General features: G+C 70.8%; 22 protein-coding genes and 1 pseudogene. 12 read left to right on the forward strand and 11 right to left on the reverse strand.

Features of this window, described 5'->3' with window-relative positions:
• From araA to ACFU6K_RS04555, 4 genes are all read right to left on the reverse strand, one after another.
• On the reverse strand, nt 1–1420 hold a 1420-nt coding region (gene araA / locus ACFU6K_RS04540), incomplete at its 3' end, for an L-arabinose isomerase (RefSeq protein WP_380660858.1).
• Between the two features lie 20 nt (nt 1421–1440).
• Entirely contained in the window at nt 1441–2109 is a 669-nt protein-coding gene (locus ACFU6K_RS04545; RefSeq protein ID WP_380660859.1) for an L-ribulose-5-phosphate 4-epimerase, read from the reverse strand.
• Nucleotides 2106–3809 carry a ribulokinase gene (gene araB, locus ACFU6K_RS04550; protein WP_380660860.1) on the reverse strand — a complete coding sequence of 568 codons (1704 nt, stop codon included), beginning with the start codon at nt 3807–3809 and terminating at the stop codon, nt 2106–2108. Before araB ends, ACFU6K_RS04545 begins: the two co-directional genes overlap by 4 nt.
• Before the next feature lie 250 nt (nt 3810–4059).
• Nucleotides 4060–5049, reverse strand: a complete 990-nt coding sequence (locus tag ACFU6K_RS04555) for a LacI family DNA-binding transcriptional regulator (RefSeq protein ID WP_380660882.1) — start codon at nt 5047–5049, stop codon at nt 4060–4062.
• A gap of 343 nt (nt 5050–5392) precedes the next feature.
• Here ACFU6K_RS04555 and chvE point away from each other — a divergent pair, with 343 nt between their 5' ends.
• The 3 genes from chvE to mmsB all read left to right on the forward strand — a co-directional run bounded on the left by chvE (nt 5393) and on the right by mmsB (nt 9405).
• Nucleotides 5393–6487 carry a multiple monosaccharide ABC transporter substrate-binding protein gene (gene chvE / locus ACFU6K_RS04560; protein WP_380660861.1) on the forward strand — a complete coding sequence of 365 codons (1095 nt, stop codon included), beginning with the start codon at nt 5393–5395 and terminating at the stop codon, nt 6485–6487.
• Nucleotides 6488–6600: 113 nt separating this feature from the next.
• Nucleotides 6601–8166, forward strand: a complete 1566-nt coding sequence (gene mmsA / locus ACFU6K_RS04565) for a multiple monosaccharide ABC transporter ATP-binding protein (RefSeq protein ID WP_380660862.1) — start codon at nt 6601–6603, stop codon at nt 8164–8166.
• A gap of 3 nt (nt 8167–8169) precedes the next feature.
• A complete protein-coding gene (mmsB, locus tag ACFU6K_RS04570) occupies nt 8170–9405 on the forward strand; it encodes a multiple monosaccharide ABC transporter permease (RefSeq protein WP_380660863.1) in 1236 nt (411 codons plus the stop codon).
• 178 nt (nt 9406–9583) lie between these two features.
• Here the strand turns inward: mmsB and ACFU6K_RS04575 are convergent, their stop codons facing one another.
• The 5 genes from ACFU6K_RS04575 to ACFU6K_RS04595 are packed head-to-tail and all read right to left on the reverse strand — an operon-like array spanning nt 9584 to nt 14878.
• Nucleotides 9584–10783 (reverse strand): cytochrome P450, encoded by a 1200-nt coding sequence (locus tag ACFU6K_RS04575; RefSeq protein WP_380660865.1) that lies wholly within the window; start codon nt 10781–10783, stop codon nt 9584–9586.
• On the reverse strand, nt 10780–11571 hold the full coding sequence (locus tag ACFU6K_RS04580; protein ID WP_380660866.1) for a tRNA-dependent cyclodipeptide synthase: 792 nt from the start codon (nt 11569–11571) through the stop codon (nt 10780–10782). The genes ACFU6K_RS04575 and ACFU6K_RS04580 overlap by 4 nt, the downstream gene beginning before the upstream one ends.
• Nucleotides 11568–12323, reverse strand: coding sequence for a TylF/MycF family methyltransferase (locus tag ACFU6K_RS04585; protein ID WP_380660868.1), 756 nt, complete (start codon nt 12321–12323; stop codon nt 11568–11570). The genes ACFU6K_RS04580 and ACFU6K_RS04585 overlap by 4 nt, the downstream gene beginning before the upstream one ends.
• Nucleotides 12324–12380: 57 nt before the next feature.
• Complete coding sequence (locus tag ACFU6K_RS04590) at nt 12381–13679, reverse strand: hypothetical protein (protein ID WP_380660870.1); 1299 nt, start codon at nt 13677–13679, stop codon at nt 12381–12383.
• Nucleotides 13676–14878, reverse strand: a complete 1203-nt coding sequence (locus ACFU6K_RS04595; RefSeq protein ID WP_380660871.1) for a nucleotide disphospho-sugar-binding domain-containing protein — start codon at nt 14876–14878, stop codon at nt 13676–13678. The genes ACFU6K_RS04590 and ACFU6K_RS04595 overlap by 4 nt, the downstream gene beginning before the upstream one ends.
• Before the next feature lie 240 nt (nt 14879–15118).
• Here ACFU6K_RS04595 and ACFU6K_RS04600 point away from each other — a divergent pair, with 240 nt between their 5' ends.
• Nucleotides 15119–16273 carry a hypothetical protein gene (locus ACFU6K_RS04600; RefSeq protein WP_380660872.1) on the forward strand — a complete coding sequence of 385 codons (1155 nt, stop codon included), beginning with the start codon at nt 15119–15121 and terminating at the stop codon, nt 16271–16273.
• A 109-nt stretch (nt 16274–16382) separates the two neighbouring features.
• On the opposite strand, the gene ACFU6K_RS04605 is transcribed toward ACFU6K_RS04600, so the two are convergent.
• Complete coding sequence (locus ACFU6K_RS04605; protein WP_380660873.1) at nt 16383–18641, reverse strand: hypothetical protein; 2259 nt, start codon at nt 18639–18641, stop codon at nt 16383–16385.
• A gap of 338 nt (nt 18642–18979) precedes the next feature.
• Between ACFU6K_RS04605 and ACFU6K_RS04610 the strand changes: the two genes are divergently transcribed.
• The 7 genes and pseudogenes from ACFU6K_RS04610 (at nt 18980) to ACFU6K_RS04640 (ending at nt 22825) form a co-directional block, all read left to right on the forward strand.
• A complete protein-coding gene (locus ACFU6K_RS04610; RefSeq protein WP_380660874.1) occupies nt 18980–19180 on the forward strand; it encodes a hypothetical protein in 201 nt (66 codons plus the stop codon).
• 118 nt (nt 19181–19298) lie between these two features.
• Nucleotides 19299–19670, forward strand: a pseudogene (locus tag ACFU6K_RS04615) (glycosyltransferase family 4 protein); the annotation flags it as partial.
• 29 nt (nt 19671–19699) lie between these two features.
• Nucleotides 19700–20341 (forward strand): hypothetical protein, encoded by a 642-nt coding sequence (locus tag ACFU6K_RS04620; protein WP_380660875.1) that lies wholly within the window; start codon nt 19700–19702, stop codon nt 20339–20341.
• Entirely contained in the window at nt 20271–20531 is a 261-nt protein-coding gene (locus ACFU6K_RS04625; protein WP_380660883.1) for a hypothetical protein, read from the forward strand. The genes ACFU6K_RS04620 and ACFU6K_RS04625 overlap by 71 nt, the downstream gene beginning before the upstream one ends.
• On the forward strand, nt 20503–21132 hold the full coding sequence (locus ACFU6K_RS04630) for a GTP cyclohydrolase I (protein ID WP_380660876.1): 630 nt from the start codon (nt 20503–20505) through the stop codon (nt 21130–21132). The genes ACFU6K_RS04625 and ACFU6K_RS04630 overlap by 29 nt, the downstream gene beginning before the upstream one ends.
• A gap of 186 nt (nt 21133–21318) precedes the next feature.
• Nucleotides 21319–21558, forward strand: coding sequence for an FAD-dependent oxidoreductase (locus tag ACFU6K_RS04635; RefSeq protein WP_380660877.1), 240 nt, complete (start codon nt 21319–21321; stop codon nt 21556–21558).
• A 157-nt stretch (nt 21559–21715) separates the two neighbouring features.
• Nucleotides 21716–22825, forward strand: a complete 1110-nt coding sequence (locus ACFU6K_RS04640; protein ID WP_380660878.1) for a Rieske 2Fe-2S domain-containing protein — start codon at nt 21716–21718, stop codon at nt 22823–22825.
• Between the two features lie 160 nt (nt 22826–22985).
• On the opposite strand, the gene ACFU6K_RS04645 is transcribed toward ACFU6K_RS04640, so the two are convergent.
• Complete coding sequence (locus tag ACFU6K_RS04645) at nt 22986–23699, reverse strand: flavodoxin family protein (RefSeq protein WP_380660879.1); 714 nt, start codon at nt 23697–23699, stop codon at nt 22986–22988.
• A gap of 268 nt (nt 23700–23967) precedes the next feature.
• Here ACFU6K_RS04645 and ACFU6K_RS04650 point away from each other — a divergent pair.
• Nucleotides 23968–24707 (forward strand): DUF5937 family protein (locus ACFU6K_RS04650; RefSeq protein WP_380660880.1); only part of this gene is annotated, 740 nt, incomplete at its 3' end.

The raw sequence follows: 24707 nt of genomic DNA on the forward strand, positions 1-24707 counted from the left end.
GCACCAGCTCGGTGCCGAGCATCTCCGCGAGGTCCTCCAGGTGCTCGGCACCGAGCGCGCCGGTGAGCACCGTGTGGTGCGGCGCGCCGGCGGCGAGCCAGGCCTCGGCGGAGGTCCGGAAGTCCGGCCGCGGCCGCCAGACCGCGCGGGCCACCGGGAGCCTGGGCAGCGGCTCGACCGGGTCGACCACGTCGATCTCGTTGGCGACCAGCCGGAAGCGGTCGCCCAGGTCCGCCAGCCCGACCACCACGGCCGGGCCGGGCGCGGCGTCGAAGACCAGCCGGACCGGGTCCTCCCGGCCGCCGATGCCCAGCGGGTGCACCTCGCAGGACGGGGTGGCGGCGGCGATGCTCGGGCAGACCTCCAGCATGTGCGCGCCGAGGATCAACTCCCGTCCGGGTTCCAGGTGGTAGGTGTAGTCCTCCATGAAGGAGGTGCCGCCGGGCAGGCCGGCGGCGGCCGCCTTGAGGGTGCGCAGCAGCACCGAGGTCTTCCAGTCGCCCTCGCCGCCGAAGCCGTAGCCGTCGGCCATCAGCCGCTGCACGGCCAGGCCGGGCAGCTGGCGCAGCCCGCCGAGGTCCTCGAAGTTGGTGGTGAAGGCGCGGAAGCCGCCCGCCGTCAGGAAGGCGCGCAGGCCCGCCTCGATCCGGGCGGCGTAGCGCAGCGAGTCGTGCCGCTCGCCGCCGGGGCGCAGGGCGGGGGCGAGCCGGTAGCCGTCCTCGTACTCCTTGACCAGTTCGGTGACCTCGGCGTCGGATGCGGCGTCGACCGCCTCGACCAGGTCGTTGACGCCGTAGGTGTTGACCGAGACGCCGAACCGGAGCTGGGCCTCGACCTTGTCCCCCTCGGTGACGGCGACGTCGCGCATGGTGTCGCCGAACCGGGCCAGCTTGAGGGTGGCCAGCTCGGCGCGTCCGACGGCGGCGCGGGCCCAGGACGCGATCCGGCCGGTGGTGACCGGGTCGCCGACGTGTCCGGCGACGGTCTTGCGGGCGACTCCCAGGCGGGACTGGATGTAGCCGAACTCGCGGTCGCCGTGGGCGGCCTGGTTCAGGTTCATGAAGTCCATGTCGATGGTGGCCCAGGGCAGTTCGACGTTGGCCTGGGTGTGCAGGTGGAGCAGCGGCTTGCGCAGGGCGTCGAGCCCGGCGATCCACATCCTGGCCGGGGAGAAGGTGTGCATCCAGGCGATCAGGCCGATGCAGTCGTCCGCCGCGTTGGCGTCGAGGCAGATCCGGCGGATGGCGTCGGCGTCGGTGAGCACCGGCTTCCAGACCACCTCGACGGGCAGCTCCGCCGAGCCGTCCAGGGTCTCGGCGATCCGCCGGGACTGCTCGGCGACCTGGCGGAGCGTCTCCTCGCCGTAGAGGCCCTGGCTTCCGGTCAGGAACCAGACCTCGCGGCCTTCGATCGACGTCATGTCGGGTGTCTCCTTGCTGGTCAGCGGGCGGGCTGCTGGCCGTACACGTTCTGGTAGCGGAAGTTGAGACTGTCGATGTCGGCCTGGGCGATCGGCAGCGGTTCGCCGAGCTGGCGGGAGACGTGCACGGTGCGGGCGACGTCCTCGCACATCACGGCGGCCTTGACGGCGGCCCTGGCGTCCTTGCCGATGGTGAAGACGCCGTGGCTCTTCATCAGGACGGCGGGCGAGCGGTGGCCGCGCAGGGTCTCCACGATGCCGCGGCCGATCGAGTCGTCGCCGATCAGCGCGAACGGGCCGACCGGGATCTCCGCGCCGAACTCGTCGGCCATGGCGGTCAGCACGCAGGGCACGGCCTCGCCTCGGGCGGCCCAGGCGCAGGCGTAGGTGGAGTGGGTGTGCACCACTCCCCCGACCTCGGGCAGGTGCCGGTAGACGTAGGCGTGCGCGGCGGTGTCGGAGGAGGGGGCGTGGTCGCCCTCGACCACGGTGCCGTCCAGGTCGCACAGGATCATCGACCCGGGCGACAGCTCGTCGTAGGGGACGCCGCTCGGCTTGATCACCATCAGGTCCTCGCCCGGCACCCGGGCGGAGACGTTGCCGGCCGTCCAGACCACCAGGTTGTAGCGGACCAGTTCCTGGTGCAGGTCGCTGACCTGCTGCCGGAGCAGGTCGATCGGGTCGCTCATGATTCCTCGCTGTTCTGCGTCGGGGCGGCGTCGCCCCCCGCGGAGTCGCGCAGTCCGCGCAGGCGGTGCAGCTGCTTGTCGGCGGGGGTGCCGAAGTGCTCGTGCAGTTCGCGGTACTCGGCGTACAGGGCGTCGTAGGCGTCGGCCCGGGCCGGGTCGGGCCGGTAGGCGGCGCGCTCGACCCGGCCCATCGCGGCGGCTGCCGCGCGCACGTCGGGGTGGGCGCCGGCCGCGACGGCGGCGTGGATGGCGGACCCGAGGGCGGGGCCCTGGGCGGAGACCGCGAGCGAGACCGGGCGGCGCAGGACGTCGGCGTGGATCTGCATCAGCAGCGGGTTCTTCTTCAGGCCGCCGGCGACGATGAACTCGGTGACCGGGACGCCGCCGTCCTCCAGTGCCTCGACGATGACGCGGGTGCCGAAGGCGGTGGCCTCCAGGAGCGCCCGGTAGACGTCCTCGGGGCGGGTGGCCAGGGTGAGCCCGACGAGCACGCCGGAGAGGTGGTGGTCGACCAGTGTGGAGCGGTTGCCGTTGAACCAGTCCAGCGCGACCAGGCCGTGCCCGCCGACGGGTTGGGCGGCGGCCTTGCGGGTGAGCAGCTGGTGGGCGTCCTCGCCCCTGGCCTCGGCCTCGGCCAGGTAGTCGGCGGGCAGGCCCTGGCGCAGCCACCAGGCGAAGATGTCGCCGACGGCGCTCTGCCCGGCTTCGTAGCCGTACGCGCCCTCGACGATGCCGCCGTCGACGACGCCGCAGATCCCGGGGACGTCGGCCAGGGTCGCGCCGTTGACGACGTGGCAGGTGGAGGTGCCCATGATGGCGAGCAGCCGGCCGTTCTCGACGGCCTGGGCGGCGGGGGCGGCGACGTGGGCGTCGACGTTGCCGGCGGCGACCGCGATGCCCTCGGGCAGTCCGGTCCAGGCGGCGGCCTCGGCGGTCAGCGACCCGACCCGGGAGCCGAGGGCGGAGAGCGGGTGGGCCAGCCGGGTGCGGGCGAAGTCGGCGAAGTCCGGGTTGAGGGCGGCCAGGTACTCCTCGGACGGGTAGTCGCCCTCCTGGAGGATGCCCTTGTAGCCGGCCGTGCAGGTGTTGCGACTCTCGGCGCCGGTGAGCTGCCAGACGATCCAGTCGGCGGCCTCGATCCAGCGTTCGGTGGCGGCGTAGACGCCCGGGTCCTCCTCCAGGAGCTGCAGCGCCTTGGCGAACTGCCACTCGGCGGAGATCCTGCCGCCGTAGCGGCCGATCCACTTCTCGCCGCGCTGGTGGGCGAGCCGGTTGATCCGGTCCGCGTGGCTCTGGGCGGCGTGGTGCTTCCAGAGCTTCGGCCAGGCGTGCGGGCGGTCGCCGAGGGCGGTCTCGGCGAGCGGGGTGCCGTCGGCGGTGACCGGCAGGACGGTGCAGGCGGTGAAGTCGGTGGCGATACCGATCACGGTCGCCGGGTCGATGCCGGCGGCGGCGAGCGCCGCGGGGACCGCGGTGCGCAGCACCTGGCGCCAGTCCTCGGGGTGCTGGAGCGCCCAGTCGGGCGGCAGCCGCCGGCGGGTGCCGGGGAGTTCGGTCTCGATGACGCCGTGCGGGTACTCGTGGACGGCGGTGGCGAGCTCCTCGCCGTCGCTGACCCTGACCACCACGGCGCGGCCGGACAGCGTGCCGAAGTCGACGCCGACGACGTGGCGCTCCGGGGAGTCGGAGGTTGGTGGCACGTTCACGCCCTTCGTAGCGGGCCGAAGCGGGTGGCCGGCCCGGTGTGCGGGGTCTGGTGGTTCCGTCGCTCTGGGGCCTGGGCGCCCCGGGGTCTGGATGCTCCGGGGTCTGGGTGCCCCGGGGTGGCGCGCGACGCGGTTTCGCTCAGGTGAATTGTTAACGCTCACAATTCATGGCGACAAGGGCCAGGGAGCGCGTTACCCAATCTTGACCGGCACGCTCCGGGGGCCTGAGACTTCAGGCCGCCGCTCAACGGCGGCCGACGGGGCCCACGCTGCGCCGCAGCACCATCTCCGGGGGGATCTGCACATGGGCCCGGGAGCGCGCCGCGCCCTCCAGCCCCTCGACCAGCAACCCCAGGGCCCTGCGGCCGAGTTCGCCGAAGTCCTGCCGCACCGTGGTCAGCGGCGGGCTGAAGTAGGCGGCCTCCGGGATGTCGTCGAAGCCGACCACGCTGATGTCGCCCGGGACCGACCGGCCGGCCTCGTGCAACGCGCGCAGCAGGCCGAGGGCCATGTGGTCGTTGGCGCAGAAGACGGCGGTGACGTCCCGCAGTTCGGCGATCCGCAGACCCGCCTGGTAGCCCGAGCGGGCGCTCCAGTCGCCGCGCTCCACGTGCGGCACGGCAGCCCCGGCCGCCTCCAGCGTGCGGCGCCAGCCCTCCTCCCGGTCCTGGCTCTCCAGCCAGTTGGCCGGCCCCGCCACGTGGTGGACGGTGCGGTGCCCCAGGTCGAGCAGGTGCCGGGTGGCCGCCTCGGCGCCGGGGAGGTTGCCCACCGACACCATGGGCACCTGGACCTGGTCGCCCGAACCGACCGCGACGAGCGGCACCGAGGTGGAGAGCCGGGCCACCGCGCTGACGGCCGAGGTCTGCGGCGCGATCACGACGACACCCTCCACGCCCTGGTCGCGCAGCCGGTCGACCGCCTCCTGGACCGAACGGCCGTCCAGGGAGCGCAGGCTGGTCACGCTCACGAAGTACCCGGCGCTGCGCGCGGCCTGCTCGATGCCGTCCAGCATCGCCGCGGGCCCGTAGAGCGTCGAGTCGAAGCTGACCACGCCGAGCGTCTGCGAGCGGCGGGTGACCAGGGCGCGCGCGGCGGAGTTGGGCCGGTAGTCGAGCTCCCGGATCGCGACCAGCACCCGCTCGCGGGTGTCCGGCCGCACGTGCGGGGCACCGTTGAGCACTCGGGACACCGTCTGGTGGGACACTCCGGCCAGCTTCGCCACGTCCGCCATCACGGGCTGGCGCTGTTCCGTCTCCGTACCGTCGGTTCCCACTCGCAGTTCCCTCCTCGGTTTGGACCACAGTACGCGACCGGTTCCACACCGGTTCGCGGCCCCTGGAACCCGGCGGATTCCGGCGGCGGCCGCGCTCCCCGGCAGCCCCGTCTGTCAGGTACCGAACCATGTCCGAGGCTCTTGACGGTTCAAGTGTGAGCGTTAACACTCATGTCACGCCAGGCCGGAGCCCCTGCTCTCCCCCTCCCCGGGGACCCGCTCCGGCCGGCCCCGCTCGACCGCTCCCAGTCACCCGGCACGGGTGACCTGTGCCCGGTCGCGGACCACCACTGGAGGAACTGTGCGGAAGATTTCGGCGAGCCTCGTCGCCGCGGGCCTGGTGCTCTCGCTGGCGGCGTGCGGACAGAGCGCCAACGGTGTCGGCGACGGCCCCGCCAAGGGCGACGCCAAGGGCGGCCTGGTCGGCATCGCGATGCCGACCAAGTCCTCGGAACGCTGGATCAACGACGGCAACAACATGGTCAGGGAGTTCCAGGCCAAGGGCTACAAGACCGACCTGCAGTACGGCGACAACGTGGTGGAGAACCAGGTCTCCCAAGTGGAGAACATGATCACCAAGGGCGCCAAGCTGCTGGTGATCGCCGCCATCGACGGCTCGTCCCTCACCAACGTGCTGCAGAAGGCCGCCGACGCCCACATCCCGGTGATCTCCTACGACCGGCTGATCCGCGGCACGGCCAACGTCGGCTACTACGCGACCTTCGACAACCAGAAGGTCGGTGTGCTCCAGGGCAGTTACATCGTCGACAGGCTCGGCCTCAAGGACGGCAAGGGCCCGTTCAACATCGAGCTGTTCGCCGGCTCTCCGGACGACAACAACGCCACCTTCTTCTTCAACGGCGCGATGAGCGTCCTCAAGCCGTACATCGATCAGCGGAAACTGGTCGTGCAGAGCGGCCAGACCGAGTTCAACCAGGTCGCCACGCTGCGCTGGGACGGCGGTGTCGCCCAGTCCCGGATGGACAACCTGCTGAGCAAGGCCTACACCTCCGCCCACGTCGACGCCGTGCTCTCGCCGTACGACGGCATCTCGATCGGCATCCTGTCCTCGCTCAAGGGCGTCGGCTACGGCACCGCCAAGTCGCTGCCGATCGTCACGGGCCAGGACGGCGAGCTGGCCTCGGTGAAGTCGATCATCGCGGGCGAGCAGACCCAGACCGTCTACAAGGACACCCGCCAACTGGCCAAGGCCGCCGTCCAGATGGGCGACGCGCTGCTGGCCGGCGGCAAGCCCGAGGTCAACGACACCAGCCAGTACGACAACGGCGCGAAGACCGTCCCGGCGCAGCTGCTCCAGCCGGTCAGCGTCGACAAGGACAACTACCGGCAGGTCCTGGTCGACAGCGGCCAATACACCGCGGACCAGCTCAAGTAGCCCGCGGGGCCCGGTCGCCGGGCCCTGTGCCGAACCGGCGGCGCGCGGACCGGGCTCCCGGGAGCCCGGGGCCTCCCCGACCGCGCCGCCCCGAACGATACGGACGCACACCCATGGCTGGACCCGTTCTCGAAATGCGGTCGATCAGCAAGTCGTTCCCCGGCGTCAAGGCGCTCTCCGAGGTCAACCTGACCGTCGGCGCCGGCGAGGTGCACGCCGTCTGCGGCGAGAACGGCGCCGGAAAGTCCACCCTGATGAAGGTGCTGAGCGGCGTCCACCCGCACGGCTCCTACGAGGGCGAGATCCTCTTCGAGGGCGAGCCCTGCCGGTTCAGGGACATCCGGGCCAGCGAGCAGCGCGGCATCGTCATCATCCACCAGGAACTGGCGCTGGTGCCCTACCTGTCCATCGCCGAGAACGTCTTCCTCGGCAACGAGCACGCCTCCCGCGGCATCATCAGCTGGCACCGGACGCTCACCCACGCCGCCGAACTGCTCCGCCAGGTCGGCCTCGGCGAGAGCCCGCACACCCGGATCGCCGACCTCGGCGTGGGCAAGCAGCAGCTGGTCGAGATCGCCAAGGCGCTGGCCAAGAAGGTCCGGCTGCTCATCCTGGACGAGCCGACCGCCGCGCTGAACGACGAGGACAGCCGCAAGCTGCTCGACCTGATCCTCGAACTCAAGGCGCAGGGCATCTCCTGCATCGTCATCTCGCACAAGCTGAACGAGATCGCCCGGGTCGCGGACGCCGTGACCATCCTGCGCGACGGGCGGACCATCGAGACCATCGCGATCGGCCCCGAGGGCATCTCCGAGGACCGGATCATCCGCGGCATGGTCGGCCGCGACCTGGAGCACCGCTACCCCGAGCGGCAGCCCTTCACGGAAGACGGGGCGGACCTCGGGGAGGTCGCCTTCGAGGTGGAGGACTGGAGCGTCCGGCACCCGATCGACCAGCAGCGGATGGTGGTGGACGGCGCCTCGCTGAACGTGCGGCGCGGCGAGATCGTCGGCATCGCCGGCCTGATGGGCGCCGGCCGCACGGAACTCGCGATGAGCGTCTTCGGCCGCTCGTACGGGCGGTGGGCGGCGGGCCGGGTCCGGCTGCACGGCCGGGAGGTCCGCACCCGGACGGTGCCCGAGGCGATCGGGCACGGCATCGCGTACGTCACCGAGGACCGCAAGCAGCTCGGCCTCAACCTCCTCGACGACATCAGCCGGAACATCTCGCTGAGCGCGCTGCGCAAGGTCGCCCGCCACGGCCGGGTCGACCGGCACCGGGAGGCCGAGGTCGCCGAGACCTTCCGGCGCACCATGAACATCAAGGCCCCGACGGTGTTCACCCGGACCGGCACGCTCAGCGGCGGCAACCAGCAGAAGGTTGTCCTCAGCAAGTGGATCTTCGCCGAGCCGGAGGTGCTGATCCTGGACGAGCCCACCCGCGGCATCGACGTCGGCGCGAAGGCGGAGATCTACACCGTCATCGCCGAGCTGGCCGCCGAGGGCAAGGCCGTGCTCGTCATCTCGTCCGAACTCCCCGAACTCCTGGGCCTGTGCGACCGGATCTACACCATGGCCGAAGGCCGGATCACCGGCGAGGTCGCCCGCGCCCACGCCACCCAGGAATCCCTCATGCGGCTCATGACCACGAGCGCCGCATCCAGCAACGAGCAGGTGTGAGTCATGGCCCAGACCGAGATCATCCCGGATTCGTCCCCGCGGGCACCGCAGGACGGCCCCAGCCCCTCCCTCGGCGGCGTGCTGGCCCGCGCGCTGCGCGGCAACGTGCGCCAGTACGGCATGCTGGTCGCGCTCGCGCTGATCGTGCTGCTGTTCCAGGTCCGGACGGACGGCATCCTGCTCCAGCCGCTCAACATCACCAACCTGATCCAGCAGAACGGCTACATCCTGATCCTGGCGATCGGCATGATGATCGTCATCATCGCCGGGCACATCGACCTCTCGGTCGGCTCGCTGGCCGCCTTCGTCGGGGCCGCCGCCGCGGTGATGATGGTCAAGCACCACCTGCCGTGGCCCGTGGCGGTGCTGGCCGCGCTGGTGATCGGCGCCCTCGCCGGCGCCTGGCAGGGCTTCTGGATCGCCTACCTCGGCATCCCGTCCTTCATCGTCACCCTGGCGGGCATGCTGCTGTTCCGCGGGGGCACCCAGATCCTGCTCCAGGGCCAGTCGGTGGCACCGTTCCCCAGGGGCTTCCAGAGCATCAGCAGCGGCTTCCTCCCCGAGGTCGGACCGCACACCGACTACCACAACCTCACCCTGCTGCTGGGCCTCGCGGTCCTGGGCGTCGCGGTCCTCCAGGAGGTGCGCGGCCGGCGGCAGACCGCCTCGTACGGGCTGGAGGTGCTCCCGCTCGCGCTGTTCCTGACCAAGCTCGCCCTGATCACCGCGGCCGTGGTGGTCTTCACCCTGCTGCTGGCCAGCTACCACGGCGTGCCGATCGTGCTGCTGATCCTCGGCGCGCTGCTGGTCGGCTTCGGCTACCTGATGCGCAACTCGATCATCGGGCGGCACACCTACGCCATCGGCGGCAACGAGGCGGCGGCCAAGCTGTCCGGGGTGAGGAGCAGGCGGGTCGTCTTCCTCGCCTTCACCACCATGGGCGTCCTCGCGGCGCTGGCCGGGCTGGTCTTCGCCGCGCGGCTCAACGCCGGAACCCCGCAGGCCGGCATCAACTTCGAACTGGAGGCGATCGCCGCCGCCTTCATCGGCGGCGCCTCGGCCAGCGGCGGCGTGGGCACCGTGCTCGGCGCCATCATCGGCGGCCTGGTGCTCGGCGTCCTGAACAACGGCATGTCACTGGTCGGCGTCGGCACCGACTACCAGCAGGTCATCAAGGGCCTGGTGCTGCTCGCGGCCGTCGGCTTCGACGTCTACAACAAGCGCAGGGCCGGTTTCTGACACCGGAACCCCCCGTGGCTCGCCCCCGGCCGTCCGCCATCCGACGTCCGGGGGCGAGCCGCGTCCGGCCGAGAAGGGCGGCCCTCCCGTCCGCCACCGCACGCCGCCGGTCGCGGGGACCTGGCCCGAGGGCGTCCTCGCCGGCCTCCTGGCGACCGGCGGCCGCCCCGTCGCCCCCTCACCAGGCGACCGGCAGGACGAGCGGGCGGGTGAACAGGTTGTCCTCGTCCCAGGGGAGTTCGTCCGCGTCGATCGCGAGGATGAGTCTCGGGAACCGGGTGAAGAGCGCTTCGAAGGCGATCCGCAGGTGCGCTCGGGCCAGTGAGGCGCCCAGGCAGAAGTGCGGGCCGGCGCCGAAGGTCCTCGATCCGTCCGTACGGCGGTGGATGTCGAACCGGTGGGGGTGCCTGTAGTGGTCCGGGTCCCAGGTCGCGGCGATCATCGGCGTGACGACCGACTCCCCCGCGCGGATCAGCACGCCGCGGATCTCGGTGTCCTCCAACGCGACGCGCGGGTTGGACAGGTAGCCGTTGTGGTGGAACCGCAGGACCTCCTCCACGACGGCGGGCCACAGCCGCGGGTCGTCGAGGGCGCTCCGCACTTCCTCGGGGTGCCTGAGCAGGGTGACGATGCCCGTGGACACCGAGGAGACGAGCGGTTCGATCCCGGTGACGAGCAGGTAGCTGACGGTGCCGTGCAGCTCCTCGGAGGTGATCTCGTCGGCCTGGTGGGCCGCGATCAGAGCGCCGATCGGTTCGGTCGGGTCGGGGGCGGACCACTTGTCCGCGACGATCTCGGCGGCGAGCGCGCCGATCTGCTCGGTGGCGGCCGAGACCTCCGTCCGGTCCGCGTTCTGGCTGGTCTGCTCACGGAAGCAGCCGTGCAGCGCCTGGCGCCGGTCCGCCGGGATGCGGAGCAGGCCGCAGCTGACCCGCAGGGCGAGGGGCGCCGTGTAGGCGCTGACCAGATCTGCGGGGTTGCTTCCCTCGGCCATCGCCGTCAGCAGGTCCTCGGCGTGCGCCGCGATCGCGGTGGAGCACCGTTCGGCGGCGCGCCGGTTGAACAGGGGGTTGAGGATCTGCCGTACCCGGGTGTGCCGGGGCGGGTCGAGGTTGAAGATGCCCCCCGGCACGGAGTTGAAGTCCTCACCGATCAGTCGCGGCGCGCCCGGGTAGACGAGGTTCCTGGAGAAGCGCGGGTCGGTCAGGACTCCCGTGATGTCGTCGTGGCGGGTCAGCAGCCAGGTGGTCTGCCCACTGGGCATGCGCAGCGGGCAGACCGGGCTCTCCCGCCGCAGCGTGGCGTACAGCGGAGGCGGGGTCCCGTGGTCTCCCGCGGGCAGCGGCCACTGGAGGGTGTCGGTGTCCGACGGGGTCACGACTGGGCTCCTCTGGTATCGGCGTTCGGCGGAGCGGCCTGCTCGGCGGCCGAGGCGACGGCCGATGCCATGGCCGGTTCGACAGCCGGTTCGGCGGCTGGTTCGGCGGCCAGGGCGATGGTGGCGAAGCCGTGGCCCGGCGCCGGTGCCAGGGCCGGTACCTCGTCGTTCCACAGGGCGAGTTGCAGGGGCCAGGGACGGTTGTAGAGGAGGAGGGCGGTCCGGGTCCCCGTGATGCCGGGCAGGTCCAGGACGAGCGGGAGTTCGGCGAGGACGTAGCCGAGGTTGAGTTCGATCTGCGCCGGGGTCGGCTCGCCGCCGAGGACCGTCATGAGGTAGCCGCGGGACGTTTCCCGGCACAGCTCCCGTAACCGGCCGTCCGAGCGGAAGACGTCGTCGACCTGGACGCGCAGCTCCCGGTAGCGCTTCCGGTTGACGAGCCGGGTCCAGCTGTTGACCCGGTCGTGCGGGTTCGGTCCGGAGGCTTCGAGGGCGCGCCGTGCCGCCGCGCGCATCCTGCGGACGGCCCGGGTCGCGCTCTGTGCGGCCTCCCGGGGTGCCCGCCCGCGGGCGATGAGGCCGAAGGCCGTCTCGTAGCCGGGCAGGACGGCTTCGACGTGCCGAAACCTTCCGGCGGCCCAGGCCAGCAGGGTCTCGACGGTCGCGGGCCGGTAGAACCCGTTGAACGGGCTCAGTCCGAACACGGCGGCCTCACCGGAGTCGAGGATCTCCCGCGACTGCTCGTTGAGGGGGTGCACCGTGACGGCTTCCGCCGGGACCGCGGTCACAGGCTCCGCCGCCAGTACGCGCCGCAGACGTCGATCCGTCGGATCGGGTCGTCGATCCCCTGCTCCTGACGGAAGTCGTGCACAGCGGCCCGGCACGCCGGGATGACGTAGTCGTCGATGATCACGAACCCTCCGGTGGACAGCCTGGGATACAGGTGGGTCAGGGCGTCCCAGGTGGATTCGTAGAGGTCGCCGTCGAGCCGGAGCAGCGCCAGCTTCTCGACCGGCGCCTGGGGCAGGCTGTCCCGGAACCGGCCCGGGAGGAAGGTGACGTGGTCGTCCAGCAGCCCGTAGCGGCGGAAGTTCTCCGCCACCTCCTCCTGGGGCACGCCGAGTACCCCGTTGGCCTGGTGCAGGGCCAGTTCGCGGTCCAGGGGGTGCCCGTCCGCGCCCACCTCGGGGATGCCGGTGAAGGAGTCGGCCACCCACACCCGGCGGTCGGTGATGCGGTGCGCCTTCAGGAAGGCGCGCATGAAGATGCAGGCGCCGCCGCGCCAGACGCCGGTCTCGATGAGATCGCCGTCGACGCCGTCCGCGACGACCCGCTCCAGGCAGTCGTGCAGGTTGTCCAAGCGCTCCGTTCCGATCATCGTGTGGGCGGCGGCGGGCCAGTCCAGCCCTCCGTGCCGCTCCTCGGCCCGGTAGCCGGTCGGTCCGTCCGGGGTGAGCCCGCCGTCCTGGTAGATGACATTGGTCAGGACCTTCTTCATGAGGTCCAGGTAGAGGTGCCCGTCACTGTCGCTGTCATCCACTGGTGTCTCCCTGGCAGGTCGGTCCCGGTCCGGATCGGTCCGGGGGCTTGGCGGACGTCACGCCGGTGGCGCGGAACACCCGCGGTCGATGAAGGCGGGGGCGCCCTCCTCGGCGTTGACGCCCTTCTCGATGAAGGCGATGTTGTGGTGGACGGTCAGGGCCACGGCGTGCCGGTCGGCGTAGGACGGTCCGGGCGCTGCCGCCGGTGGCACCCACTCCCGGTGGTGCAGACCGTCGATGAGCTGCTTGAGCAGGCCGACCGAGGTCCCGGGCCCGGCGACGGGGCCGGCGGTGCCGCCGTAGCCGGGCCAGTAGGCGGTCTGGAGATCCTCGACGACGTACAGCCCGCCCGGCCGCACATGGCGGAACAGGGCGGTGAAGGAGGCGCGCACATGGGAGTTGAGGTGGCTGCCGTCGTCGATGACGATGTCGAACGGCCCGAACCGACGGCCGAGGTCGTCCAGGAGTCCGGGGTCGCCCTGGTCCCCGACGGCGGTGGCGATGCGGGGGCCCCGGACACCGGGTTTGGGGACGATGTCGAGCCCGAGGACCAGTGCCGCCGGGAAGTAGCGCTGCCACATGCGCAGTGACGCGCCGCCCTGGTCGGGTGCGTCGTAGCCGCCGATCCCGATCTCCAGCAGTCGGATCGGCGCGTTCCGGAAGCGGGCGAAGTGCCGCTCGTAGTGCTGGGTGTACCAGTGGAGGTCGGCCCACTTGTCCGAGCCGAACCGGGTCGAGAGCCCGCCGAGGTCGACCGGGTCCCGTTGGCAGGCGGCCACGACCGCCTGGACCGCGACCGCCAGCCGCTGGCGTTCGCGGACGATCGCGGCGAGCCCAGCGGGGTCCGGGTCCGGCGCGTTCAGCTCGGCGCAGGTGGTGACCCGCCGACTGGTCCGGCGATCGGTGCCGGGGCCGTAGAGGCCGCGCAGGAGGTCGACGGCGTCGTGGGTGATCCGCACCGGCGCCGCCTGCCAGCCGTCCCGCTTCGAGGTCAGCCCGTCGCGGTCGACGGTGAGGAGGCGGCAGGCCCGTTCACCGTCCGACGTGATCTCGAAGGCGAGGTGCGCGGCGCCGTCCATCGGCACCGGATCGCAGCGCACCGCCAGTTCCTCGACGACGACCTCCGCGACCCGGTCGAGCCCGAGGTCACCGACGGCCCGCGCCAGCCGGTGTTCGTCGGCCGCCGCGCGCAGCAGCGGCTCGATCGCGGGCCAGCCGGAGCCGGGCGCCACGCTCGCGGGGGCGTCGCCGGCCGCCATGCTCGTGGGGACGTCACCGGCCGCCACGCTCGCGGGGGCGTCGTCGGCCGGTGCCGGGGCCAGGGCGCCGTCCGGTCCAGGGCCGGTGCGGGTCATGACGCGGCCTCGACCAGCTGCCGGACGACCTGCTCGGGGCCGGGCATCGCCTTGATCTCCTCCCGGACCTGCCGACAGGCCTCGCGGATCCGCCGGTCGGTCAGTGCGCGGCGGATGCCGTCGGCGAGTGCCGCGGGGTCGATGTCCCGGTCGGGGAACGCCACCCCCACCCCCCGCTCCACCACCGCCTGTGCGTTCACGGGCTGATCCGCCACCTGGGGCAGCAGCAGCTGCGGCACCCCGTTGGCGAGTGCGGTGAAGGTGGTACCCGACCCTCCGTGATGGACGACGGCGGCACAGCTCGGCAGCAGAGCACTGAGCGGCGCCCAGTCGACGGCACGGAGGTTCGCCGGGAGCGGCCCCAGGCCGGACAGATCCGCCCCACCCGTGGTGAGGACGACCTCGGCGTCCTCGGCGGCCAGTGCGTCGACCACGCCCCGCAGGACCGGGGTTCCACCGACCGCGGGAAGCACCGATCCCCAGGTCACGCAGATGCGTGGGCGCCGCGGCGCGGCGCTCACCCAGTCGGGCAGCACGGCACCGCCGTTGTACGGCACGTAACGCATCGGCCAGCCGGCCTTGGCGTCCGGAGGGCGCAGGCTCTCCGGACACAGGTCGACAGTCGCCACCGGAGGGGTGAGCGCACCGGTGATCCCGTGGCGTTCCCGCACGTCCTCCAGCGCGCTCAGCACCGCGGCGAAGGACGGATAGGGCAGCCCGATCCCGTGCATCACGCAGGGGATTCCGGTGGCCTCGGCGGCAAGCTGACCGCCGGCCAGGAAGGTCGTGAAGACCAGGAGGTCCGCGCGCCACCGGCGGATCAGCTCCACGGTGCCGTCCACCATCCGGCCGCCCACCCCGAGGACCAGGTCGGCGATGTCCTCACGCGCGGGGTCCGGCCGGCCGGCGGCCGTCGGGTCGGGCCGGTCCGCCGCACCGGTGAACCGGCGCCAGGCGTCGGACAGGTCGTGCCGGTCCGGTCGGTTCCTCGTGACCCGGACACCGAGCCGGTGGTAGGCGCCGGCGGCGTCACCGTCGGATACGTCCACGGCGGCCAGGCCCGAACGCGCGGCCATGTCCAGGCTCGGTCCGGTCGCGGCCACGAGTACCTCGTGACCGGCCGACTGCGCCGCCCACATGGTGGGCACCGCCGGCATGAGGTGGCCGACCCCGGGTGCCACCACGAACAAGATGCGCACAAAGTGCTCCTAACCGGCTGGAGGCATCGAGGATCGCCGAATTCGGCGTGATTCGTTGGGATTGTCCAACTCGGCCGCACCGCATTCAAGTACGCCGGGCCGGGACTGTCGTCCCGAGACCAACCGCACCGGATTGCCTGGCACACGCATTCCGGGAGGAGCTTGACCGGAGGCGACGGACACGAGAATGTGTCACGCGACGGCCATTCCAGCATAGTTCGGACAAAGGGATTTCATGTGATGAACACATTCTCGGATCCCATGGCGGACAGGAAAGTCGATTCGGCCACACCCATCGAATGCCTCAGGCTGGCCGGAGACGACACCCGCTCCCTGCACTCCGCCGTCCACTCCTTCGAACTCGCCGACCTCACGGCCGTGTTGGTCGACGAGATCCTGTTCCGCTGCGATCCGCCGGGCAACGCCGAGCCGGTCACCATCGTCCTGGACGTCACGCGCGGCGAGGAGCGGGTCAGCGTGCCCCTCCTCGTGCAGGCCGGTCGATCGGTCGGCCCGAACGATGCGGACGGCCCGGCCGCGTTCCGCATCGAATACGATGTGCTCGACCTGGCACGGGAGTTGTTCGGGCCCTCCACGCCCGGCGGGCCGGCGAACCGACGGACCGAGCTGCGATTCGTCCCGGAGTCCATGACGGTGGAGGGCGTTCGCCCGCTCGGCTCGATCATGGCGGCGACCAGTACCGTCCTCACCGGCTGCTCCTCCGACCACCCCGGACTCGCCCGGCTGGCAGTGCGCCACGACTCGGACAAGTGGGGCGGCCTGCACTGGTTCGCCTCGCTGTACGAACGCCACCTGCGTCACCTGCGCGACCAGCCCGTCCGAGTGCTCGAAATCGGAATCGGCGGATACGACCACCCTACCCTGGGGGGCGGGTCATTGAAGATGTGGAAACACTACTTTCCGCGCGGCCTGGTATTCGGCGTCGACCTGTACGACAAGAGCGGCCTCGACCAACAGCGCCTGCACACACTGAAGGCGGACCAGAGCGACCCCGCCCAAATGATCGAAATCGCCGAAAAGCACGGCCCGTTCGACATCGTCATCGACGACGGAAGTCATATCAACGAACACGTCAGAACAACATTCCGGGCACTGTTCCCCCACGTCCGCGCCGGAGGCCTCTACGTCATCGAGGACCTGTGGACCTCCTACGCCCCGGGCTTCGGCGGAAACGAGGACCCGGAGGTGTGCGACAGCACCACGCTCGGCCTGGTCAAACGGCTCGTCGACGACCTGCACTACGAGGAGCAGCCGTCGAAGGCCACCAACGCAGCCGGTCCGTCCCTGGCCGGAATGCACCTCTACCGCAACATCGCGTTCCTGGAGAAGGGCCGCAACGCCGAAGGAGGGATCCCGGGCTGGATCCGCCACTGAGCCCTCGCGAAGCTCCACCGCCCGACTCACATTGCATCTCATCCCTCGACCTACGCCCCCGGCGGGGTCGGCTGTTCGTAAGCACTCTTGGGGCCTTTGAGGACGATCTCTAGACGGTCTGGCACTGGCAGTGGCCGCCCTCGGCCGCCCGCCGACGGACGGTCTCCACGGCCAACCGCTCCCTGGCCTCCGCCAGATCGGCGGCCAGCCTCTCGACCGTCCGCCGCAGGGCGGCCACGCTCTCGTCCCTCGTCTCCTGCTCCTTCGGCTTGGCCCGGTGGAGGGCGTGGCGGCCCCGGGAGCGCCGTGCCGGTTTGGATGCCGACACCGGTTCGGGCCATTCCTGTCCGGCGCTGGCATAGCGTCGTTCCTGTACGGCGTCGATCGGCCGACGCTGGAAAATGTCTCCTGCGCCCATCCGGCGGAGGTTCGCCGCACGACGCTCCTGGGCAGCCTCGACCTCCTCGCGCAAGGCTTCCCTGGAGTCGGGATTCAGCTCCTCGGTCACCTTTGCCAGCCTGTCCGCGACGTCGAGGCGAGGGCGCGAACGCAGCGACACGATGACCTCCGCGACCGCTTGCAGGGACAGCCCCCACACGGTGCGCTCGAAGACCGGCTCCGCGATGTCCGGGAACTCGCTCAGCTTGGCCAGCAGTTCTGCGGCGACTCCCGCCGGGCGACTCTGAGTGGTCCGGGCGAGAAGATCACAGCCATGCTCACGAAGGTCGGTGGCGAAGAGCTTTCTGCCCATCCGCAGGATCTGGTCGACCGTCATCCTCCGCTCAGCCTCCTCGAGACACCGACCGGCGGACTCGCCACCGGGCGTGTCCAGCGCGCGCATCAGCTGCGTCACCTCCTCGGGCGCGCGCAGGAGGACGAAGTTCCCCGTGATCAGCGCGGCGTACGCGGAGAGGTCGACCGTCTGGAAGCCCCGCACCAATGCCGCCGCGTCGGCTCCGCTCCGGAATTCCGCGGCATACTCCGCGGCAGCCTGGATCCTCGCGGCACCGTCTGCGAATCCCAGACCCGACAACACGGCGACGATCGTCCGCGGCCGCCCGTAGCGATTGAGCTCGTCGAACATCTCATCGGCGAGCCAGGCCAGTCGGCCCTGCGACAGTTGACGCAGCAGTTCGGCCGTGTCCTGCGACCGACGCTGCTGGACGACGAGCACGACCAGCTGTCGACAGAGCTCGGGCAGCCCCGCTTCATCAAGGCCATCCGCCACTACGACGAGGGCGGCGATCTCGCGTTCTTTCGCCATGACATCCAGACAGCGCTCGACCGTAGAGGACAGGCCGTGCCGTAGGTTCAGTTCCAGCAGCAGCGGGATCACGTCGCCCGGGCTCCGGACGGCGGCCGCGGCCATCGCCACGGTGTCGCCGGGCTCCGGGTCCTCACCGGACTTGTGCAACTGCACGGTCAGCTCCACCACCTCCGGCCAGGACTGCAGTTCCACCCAGGTCCGGATCACTGTCGCGGTGTAGTCGTCGAGCCCCCGTGCCGCGAACGCGCCGATCAGTTCGGTCACATCGGAGACGGTCCTGCTCAGCACGGAGGCGGGGAGTGTCGCCTGCGCCTGCTGCGGCCGACCGGCCTCGTGCAGGGCGACGAACAGATCGACCGCATCTCCGAGCGGCCTGTGCCGGCCTGCCGAGCGGATCAGCTCCGTGGCCACCGCCAGTTGCCGGTCGTCGGCTGCGGCAGCGAGGCCCACCAACTCGCTGACCGAGGCGCTCTCGGCGTTCGACAGCAGGGACTCGAGCCCTCCGGCGGCCGGTACCCGCTCGGTCACCAGGAGCTGCCACATCAGCTGTCGACACTGCTCGGTCAGTCGCAGCCGCCAGTCCCGTTCACGGAACAGTTCCTCACGCAGCTCGTCCACCTCATCGCGCAACCTGTCGCGTTCGGCCTCGACGCGTTCGTACTGCGACGACTGCCAGGCCAGCTGCGCCGCTTGATCCGAGGATCCGCGCTCTCGCCTGAGCCGGTCCAACTGCTCCTGATTCTCCCGCAGTTCCTGCTCGCGTGCCTGGAGTTCCCCCTGCAGCTCCGACTCTCGCGCCAGACAGTCCCGAACCTCCTGCTGGGCTTCCTCCAACTGCGCCTGCGTCTGCTGGACAGGTCCCCCGCCATTCAGGGCTCGCTGGCGCAGGCGCAGCAGCGTCGCCTGCTCCTCGTCGTCGACCCGGGCACCCGCGGCCGCCAGATCGTCGAAGAGGTCCTCGAGAAACCGCTGGGTCGGGATCCTCTCGCCGCTCAGGTAGCGACAGATGGCCGAGGCCGTGATGTTCCTGCGTTTCCCGTACACCCGGTAGCTCACCCGCAAGGAGTCGAACAATGGCCGCAGACGCGACGCGAAGTCCACTCGCTCCACCCCCAGGTCTCCGCGGACCACCAACGTCCCCGGGGTACTGCCCTCAGCCACTGCACCGTCCTTCAATGTCAACTTCAGTGCCCTGCGCGGTGAACGGTGAACGGACTCCAACGCGTAGGACAACGGTATCCACCACCACTGTCCCTGATCGGCACCCGCGTCAGAGGCCAAAAGGCCCGTTGCCACCCCAATCGTCAACACGTGGAGTTGACACCCGGAACGTCAACGCGTTGCCACTCCCGCAACGCCTCCCGCTGCTCCCACGCTGGGAACACCGCTAGCAGCGGACCCACCGCCCGGCGCAGCCGGGCCTTGCCAAAGGACCGACCATGTGCGACCCCAGCCCCAACCACCGCCGCCGCCCCCTCCCGGACGCGACCCGCGAAGCCCGGGCCGCGGTCGTGATCGTGGTCATCCTCCTGGTGACCCGATCGCCGCACCTGAGCCCGGACGCGCCGGTCCTGGCAACCATCGTCGCGGGGATGTTCGGTCTCCGGCTGAGGCCGTCCCGGCGCCCACGGGAGCTGTAACCGCTGTCGAAGCGACACCCGTCGCGCCGATTCCGGGAAATCGGCGCGACGGCTCAGCGGTGTTCGGGGTTCTCGATCCCAGTCCGCACTCCTCCACGCCTGCAGGAAAGCAGCCGCCCGAACCCCGAACGTCCGTCTGCGCGGGGCGCTGGGCTGGGATGAGGTGCTTCCCTGGCTCGCCGGCGCGGCGGTGGTCATCGTGCCCAGCCACAAGGAGACCTTCGGCCTGGTCGCGCTGGAGGCGATGAGCGTCGGCACCCCGGTCGTCGCCTACCGGGTCGGCAACCTGCCCGCCCTGATCAGCCCGACCTGCGACGGCAACCACCTCCTCGTCGACCACGACGACGGCCCGACCGCTCTCCACAAGGCGGCCCAAACCCTGCTGGAAGATGACATACTGTACGCCGCGACTACACAGACCGTGTATCGGAGAACAGCCGAGTTCGAGCCGTACCGAACCGCTGACTTCTTCCTGGAGGCGGTGTCGTGATGCCCGAAACCCCAGCAGCCCCTGCGCCGTTGCTGCTCGTCGACGGATTCAACCTCCTGTGGGCCGGCACCTTCGGCTTCCCCGCCCCGATCTTCTCCCGCGACAAGACCCGCGAACTGACCGGCCTGTTCGCCTTCTTCGCCCTGCTGCGCGCCACGGTCCGCGACGACCTCGACGTCGCACAGCCCGAGGTCCTGGTCGTCTTCGACGGCGAGCACGGCACGGCCGACCGCGTCGCCGCCGACCAGGAGTACAAGGCGAACCGGGAGGCGACACCGGAGGCACTCAAGCCGCTGCAGTTCCTCACCCCGGTGAAGGACGGCCTGGACGCGTACGGGATCCGGTGGGTCGAGGTCGGCGACGCTGAGGCCGACGACGTCATCGCCACGCTCGCCACCCGGGCCGCCGCCTCCCGGCCGGTCCTGATCATGTCGCGGGACATGGACTTCTACCAGCTCCTCGACGACCGCGTGCGCATCCTCAACCGCTCCCGGAAGTCCTCCCAGCGGATCATCACCGCCGAGGAGGTCCTCGCCCGCTACGGCGTCACCCCCCCAGTGGCCGGCCTTCCGCGCCCTGACCGGCGACAAGTCCGACAACATCCCCGGCGTCCGCGGCGTCGGCCCGAAGGTCGCCGCCGCCCTCCTATGCGACGGCATACGGCTGCGTGACCTGCCCGGCTCCGGCCGGCTGACCGATGCCAAGGGCGCCGCGATCACCATGATCTGGGCCGACGTGCTGCGCTGGGAGGCGATGATCACGGTGCACCGCGACCTGGACGTTCCCGTCGCCCTCAACGGCGAGGCCAGCCCCCAGCTGCCGAAACCCGCCGATGTCGTCGAGAAACTCGGGCTGTGGTGAGCGGTGCCGGGCCGGGCTCGGTCCTGGCCGCCTTCGCGCACCCCGGCGACGCCGAACTGTGGGCCGGCGCCACCCTCGCCCTCCATGCCCGGAGCGCCGCCGTCGCGATCGTCGTCCGCGACGAAGTCCGCGACGCCGAGGCCCGCAAGGACGCCGCCGCCCTCGGCGCCGGCCTGCGCCAAGTGCCCCGGCTCGACCACGCCACCATGCAGCAAATGCTGCTGGAGGCAGAGCCGGACATAGTCATCACCGGAGCGTCTGCGAGCACCACCTGCTCCCCTTCCGCCTCGACGTCTCCATCGCCTACGTGCCGGACACCGCCGTCCTCGGCCTGTCCAAGCTGGTGCGGCACCTGGAGGCCCACACCCACGCCCTCCAGCTCCAGGAACGCACCACGCACGACGTCGCCCACGACCTCACCAAGGCCGCCGCCACCGACGACGTCGCCGTCTTCACCGCTGGCGAGCACCTGTGCATGAGCATGCGCGGCGTCAAGGCCACCGCGGTGCGTACCACCACCATGTGCCGCCTCGGCCGCACCGAGAGCGACCCCGACCTCGCCGCCCGCATCGAACGCCTCGCCCTCCCCTCACTCCCGTAGCCACCTCCCACCCTCGACGCTCCTGGAACCGACCTTGCCTGTCCACACCTTCACGTTCACGGCCTCACGGGGCATCGCCGCAGCGGAAGCCGAGGCCTGGTGACAGCTGCGGGCCTGGCCGCCTGCTCGGCGACCCGGGCGTGAGCGGGCCCGACAGCCGAGGTGCCGGTCACCGTGACGGTGTAGGTGACGGCGCTGGGCGACGCGATCCACGCCACCTCCCCGACCGGTGGCAACGGCGCGAACACCGCGCTGCGCGACGCCGACCTGCTGCGCCGCCGCCTGATCGAGGCCGACGAAGGCCGCCGGGATCTGCTCAGCGCGGTCGACGGCTACGAGCGGCAGGTGTTCGAGTACAGCGCCGAGGCCGTACGCAGCCGTATCGAGAAGCTCCCCGCCTTCGCCCCCGAAGCGAAACCGTCCTGAGGCCGGAACTCATCTTGTGCGATCTACCGGACGTTGTGCAATCTACCGGACGCTGAACCGGAAAAGGTGATGAGCCCCAGTCATTTCATAACGCGTATGAATTTTTCAAACCCTGCCACTTCAGCAGAATTCCAGCCTTCCTGGATTAGGATTCGACATGGATCCGACGCAGGAGGAATTCGTGCGACTTTCGCGTAAATATGCACAGAATATTACCCAGGGGCCGACCCGTGCCGACCTGGCACTGGCCCCTGTCCTCCCCTATCCCGACGGCTGGTCGGCGGTGGCGTTCTCCGGCGAGCTGAAGCCCGGTTCCGTGCTCACCCGCCGGCTCCACGGCGAGGATGTGGTGCTGTACCGGCTGCGCAACGGCCTCGTCCGAGCCGTCCAGCCGTACTGCCCGCACCTGGGATCGCACTTGGGCCTGGCCAAACTCGACGGTGACGACCTGGTATGCCCGTTCCACCAGTTCGCCTACGGCCCGGACGGAGCGTGCGTGCGGACCGGCTACGGCACACCACCCCCGAAGGCGTCGCTGACCAGCCTGCCGGTACGCGAGGTGAACGAGGCCCTATTCGTCTGGTGGCACCATGACGGCCGCGCCCCGGATTGGGAAATCCCGGAAATCCACACCATCGGCCATCTCCCCCGACGCTACGGCACCTGGGAGATGCCCGGCCATGCCCAGGAGATCATGGAGAACTCCGTCGACGTCGGACACTTCGGCACCCTGCACGGCTGGGCCAAGGCGGAGCTCCCCACCCCCGTCGTCTTCGGCGAGAAGACCTTCCACGTCTCGATGCGGGTCCGCGAGAAGTTCCCGCTGATCGGCGAGAGCCCCATCAACATCGAAGTCGACGGATACGGGATCGGTTTCCTGCACTCCGACAGCCACACTCCGCGGCTCGGGACGCGGATGTGCACGCTGATCATGGGCACGATGATCGAGCCCAACCGGATGCAGTACCGACAGGCGAGCCGACTCGTCTTCGACGAACCGTCGTCGCTGCCGAAGCCTCTGGCGCGCCAGGTGAGCCGCGCACTGTCCCGGCTGCTGATCGGTCCCCTGATCAGGTTCAGCGAGGACTTCACCGCCGTCGACTACCCGATCTGGTACAGCAAGAAGTACCGGCCACACCCGCGGCTCGCCAAGGGTGACGGTCCGATCGGCCCCTTCCGGCACTGGGCCAGGCAGTTCTATCCGCAAGACCAGGATGCACGGTCCTTGCCCGGACCCCAGAACTCTGACCTCGCCCGGTTCGACTGACACCCGTCCACCGCCCGGCGACAGGGATTCCGAGGACGGGAACCCGGGCATGCGGGAGTAGGCGTTGACGGCGGTCTTCGCCGCTGCGCGGGCGGCGGAGGGGCCCCTTCACGATGACGACTCCGGCGGCGGAGCCCATGGTGACGATGTGCGAGACGGTTCAGCGGTGCTCGGGGTTCTCGAAGTCGAAGCGGCAGCCGGCGTCCCATTCGGAGCGCTGGTTGCCGTGGGCCGGGATACCGCCCGCGTCCTTGAGCATGCGGGCGAGGTGGAGCTGGTTCCAGGTCATGAAGGTGGTGTTGCGGTTGGTGAAGTCGTTCTCCGGGCCGCCGGAGCCGGGGTCGAGGTAGGACGGTCCGGGGCCCGCCTCGCCGACCCAGCCGGCGTCGGCCTGGGGCGGGACGGTGTAGCCGAGGTGCTGGAGGCTGTAGAGGACGTTCATCGCGCAGTGCTTGGCGCCGTCCTCGTTGCCGGTGATCAGGCAGCCGCCGACCCGGCCGTAGTAGGCGTACTGGCCTTCGGAGTTGAGGATCGACGAGCAGGCGTAGAGTCGCTCGATGACCTTCTTCATGACGGAGGAGTTGTCGCCGAGCCACACAGGCCCGGCGAGCGTGAGGATGTCGGCGGCCATCACCTGGGAGTAGATGACCGGCCACTCGTCGGTCTCCCAGCCGTGCTCGGTCATGTCCGGCCAGACGCCCGTCGCGATGTCGAGGTCGACGGCGCGCAGGACGTCGACGGCGACGCCCTGGCGTTGCAGGATGCCGGTGGAGACGTCGATCAGGCCCTGGGTGTGGCTGCGTTCCGGGGAGCGCTTGAGGGTGCAGTTGATCACCAGGGCGCGCAGGTCGGCGTACGACGTCGGGTCCGGCACGGATTCCTCCTCCAGGAGCGGCGGGAGACCGGTCGGGGCGCGGACTCCCGGTACAGCTCACCAGTCCGGCCTCGTGGGCGCTCGCGGAACTGGGCCGGTCGCCTGACGGGACAGCACCTGATCGACCGTTCGGGGTCGGCGGCCCCGTCCCGATTCCAGCACGATCCCTACTGGCCCGTGCGCCCCCGCTCGACGAGGATGGCCGTCGAGCGCAGGAGGACGGCAGCACCGACGGTGGCCGGTCGGGCTTGGGGAGAAGGGCGACGACGTGCCGTTACGCATCCACTTCACCATGGAGGACCTCGCGCGGACCCGGATCGCCGACGGACCGGCACCCTGCATCGAGCTGAGCACCGCGGCACGGCAGCTGCAGGAGCGCAGCCAGCCGGTGCGGCTCGGGGCCTGGCGCCACCGCACCCTGTCCGCCCTGCATCCCGCCTCGCGCATGGTCTTCGCCCTCATGCCCTCGCGCGGGCGGATCACCGACTTCCTGAGCGGCGCGAATGCCGCGACGCCCGCCGAGCTGATCGAACAGGTCCGTTCCACGCCCCGCAGCCGCGTACGGGCCAGCCTGGAGAACACGGCTCGGCACCAGCCCCTGCCCTCGTGGGCCCGCCGGCTGCCCGACGACCCGCTGCTGCTGCGGCAGTTGTGCGACAGCCTGGAGCATGTGGCCGGCCACGCCCTCGTCCCGCACTGGCGGGAGGTCGAGGCCTTGACGGCGGCCGACGCCGCGGTGCGGTCCCGCCAGCTGCTCGGCGGCGGCGTCGAGGCCCTGCTCGCACGCGTCAACCCGCGGCGGGTCCGCTGGCGGGCGCCCGTGCTGGAGATCGCGACGGTCTCCGGTCTGGACGCCGATGTGCACCTGGCCGGACAGGGGATGCTGCTCCAGCCGTCGGTGTTCGCCGTCGAGGCCCCGATCGTCAACCTCGACGCGGTGCCGCAGCCCGTCCTCACCTATCCGGTGGCCCGGCTCCAGGACGGCGCGGCCACGCCGCTGTTCCCGGC

It is taken from the genome of Kitasatospora sp. NPDC057512, from assembly GCF_042802135.1.
GTDB lineage: Bacteria > Actinomycetota > Actinomycetes > Streptomycetales > Streptomycetaceae > Kitasatospora.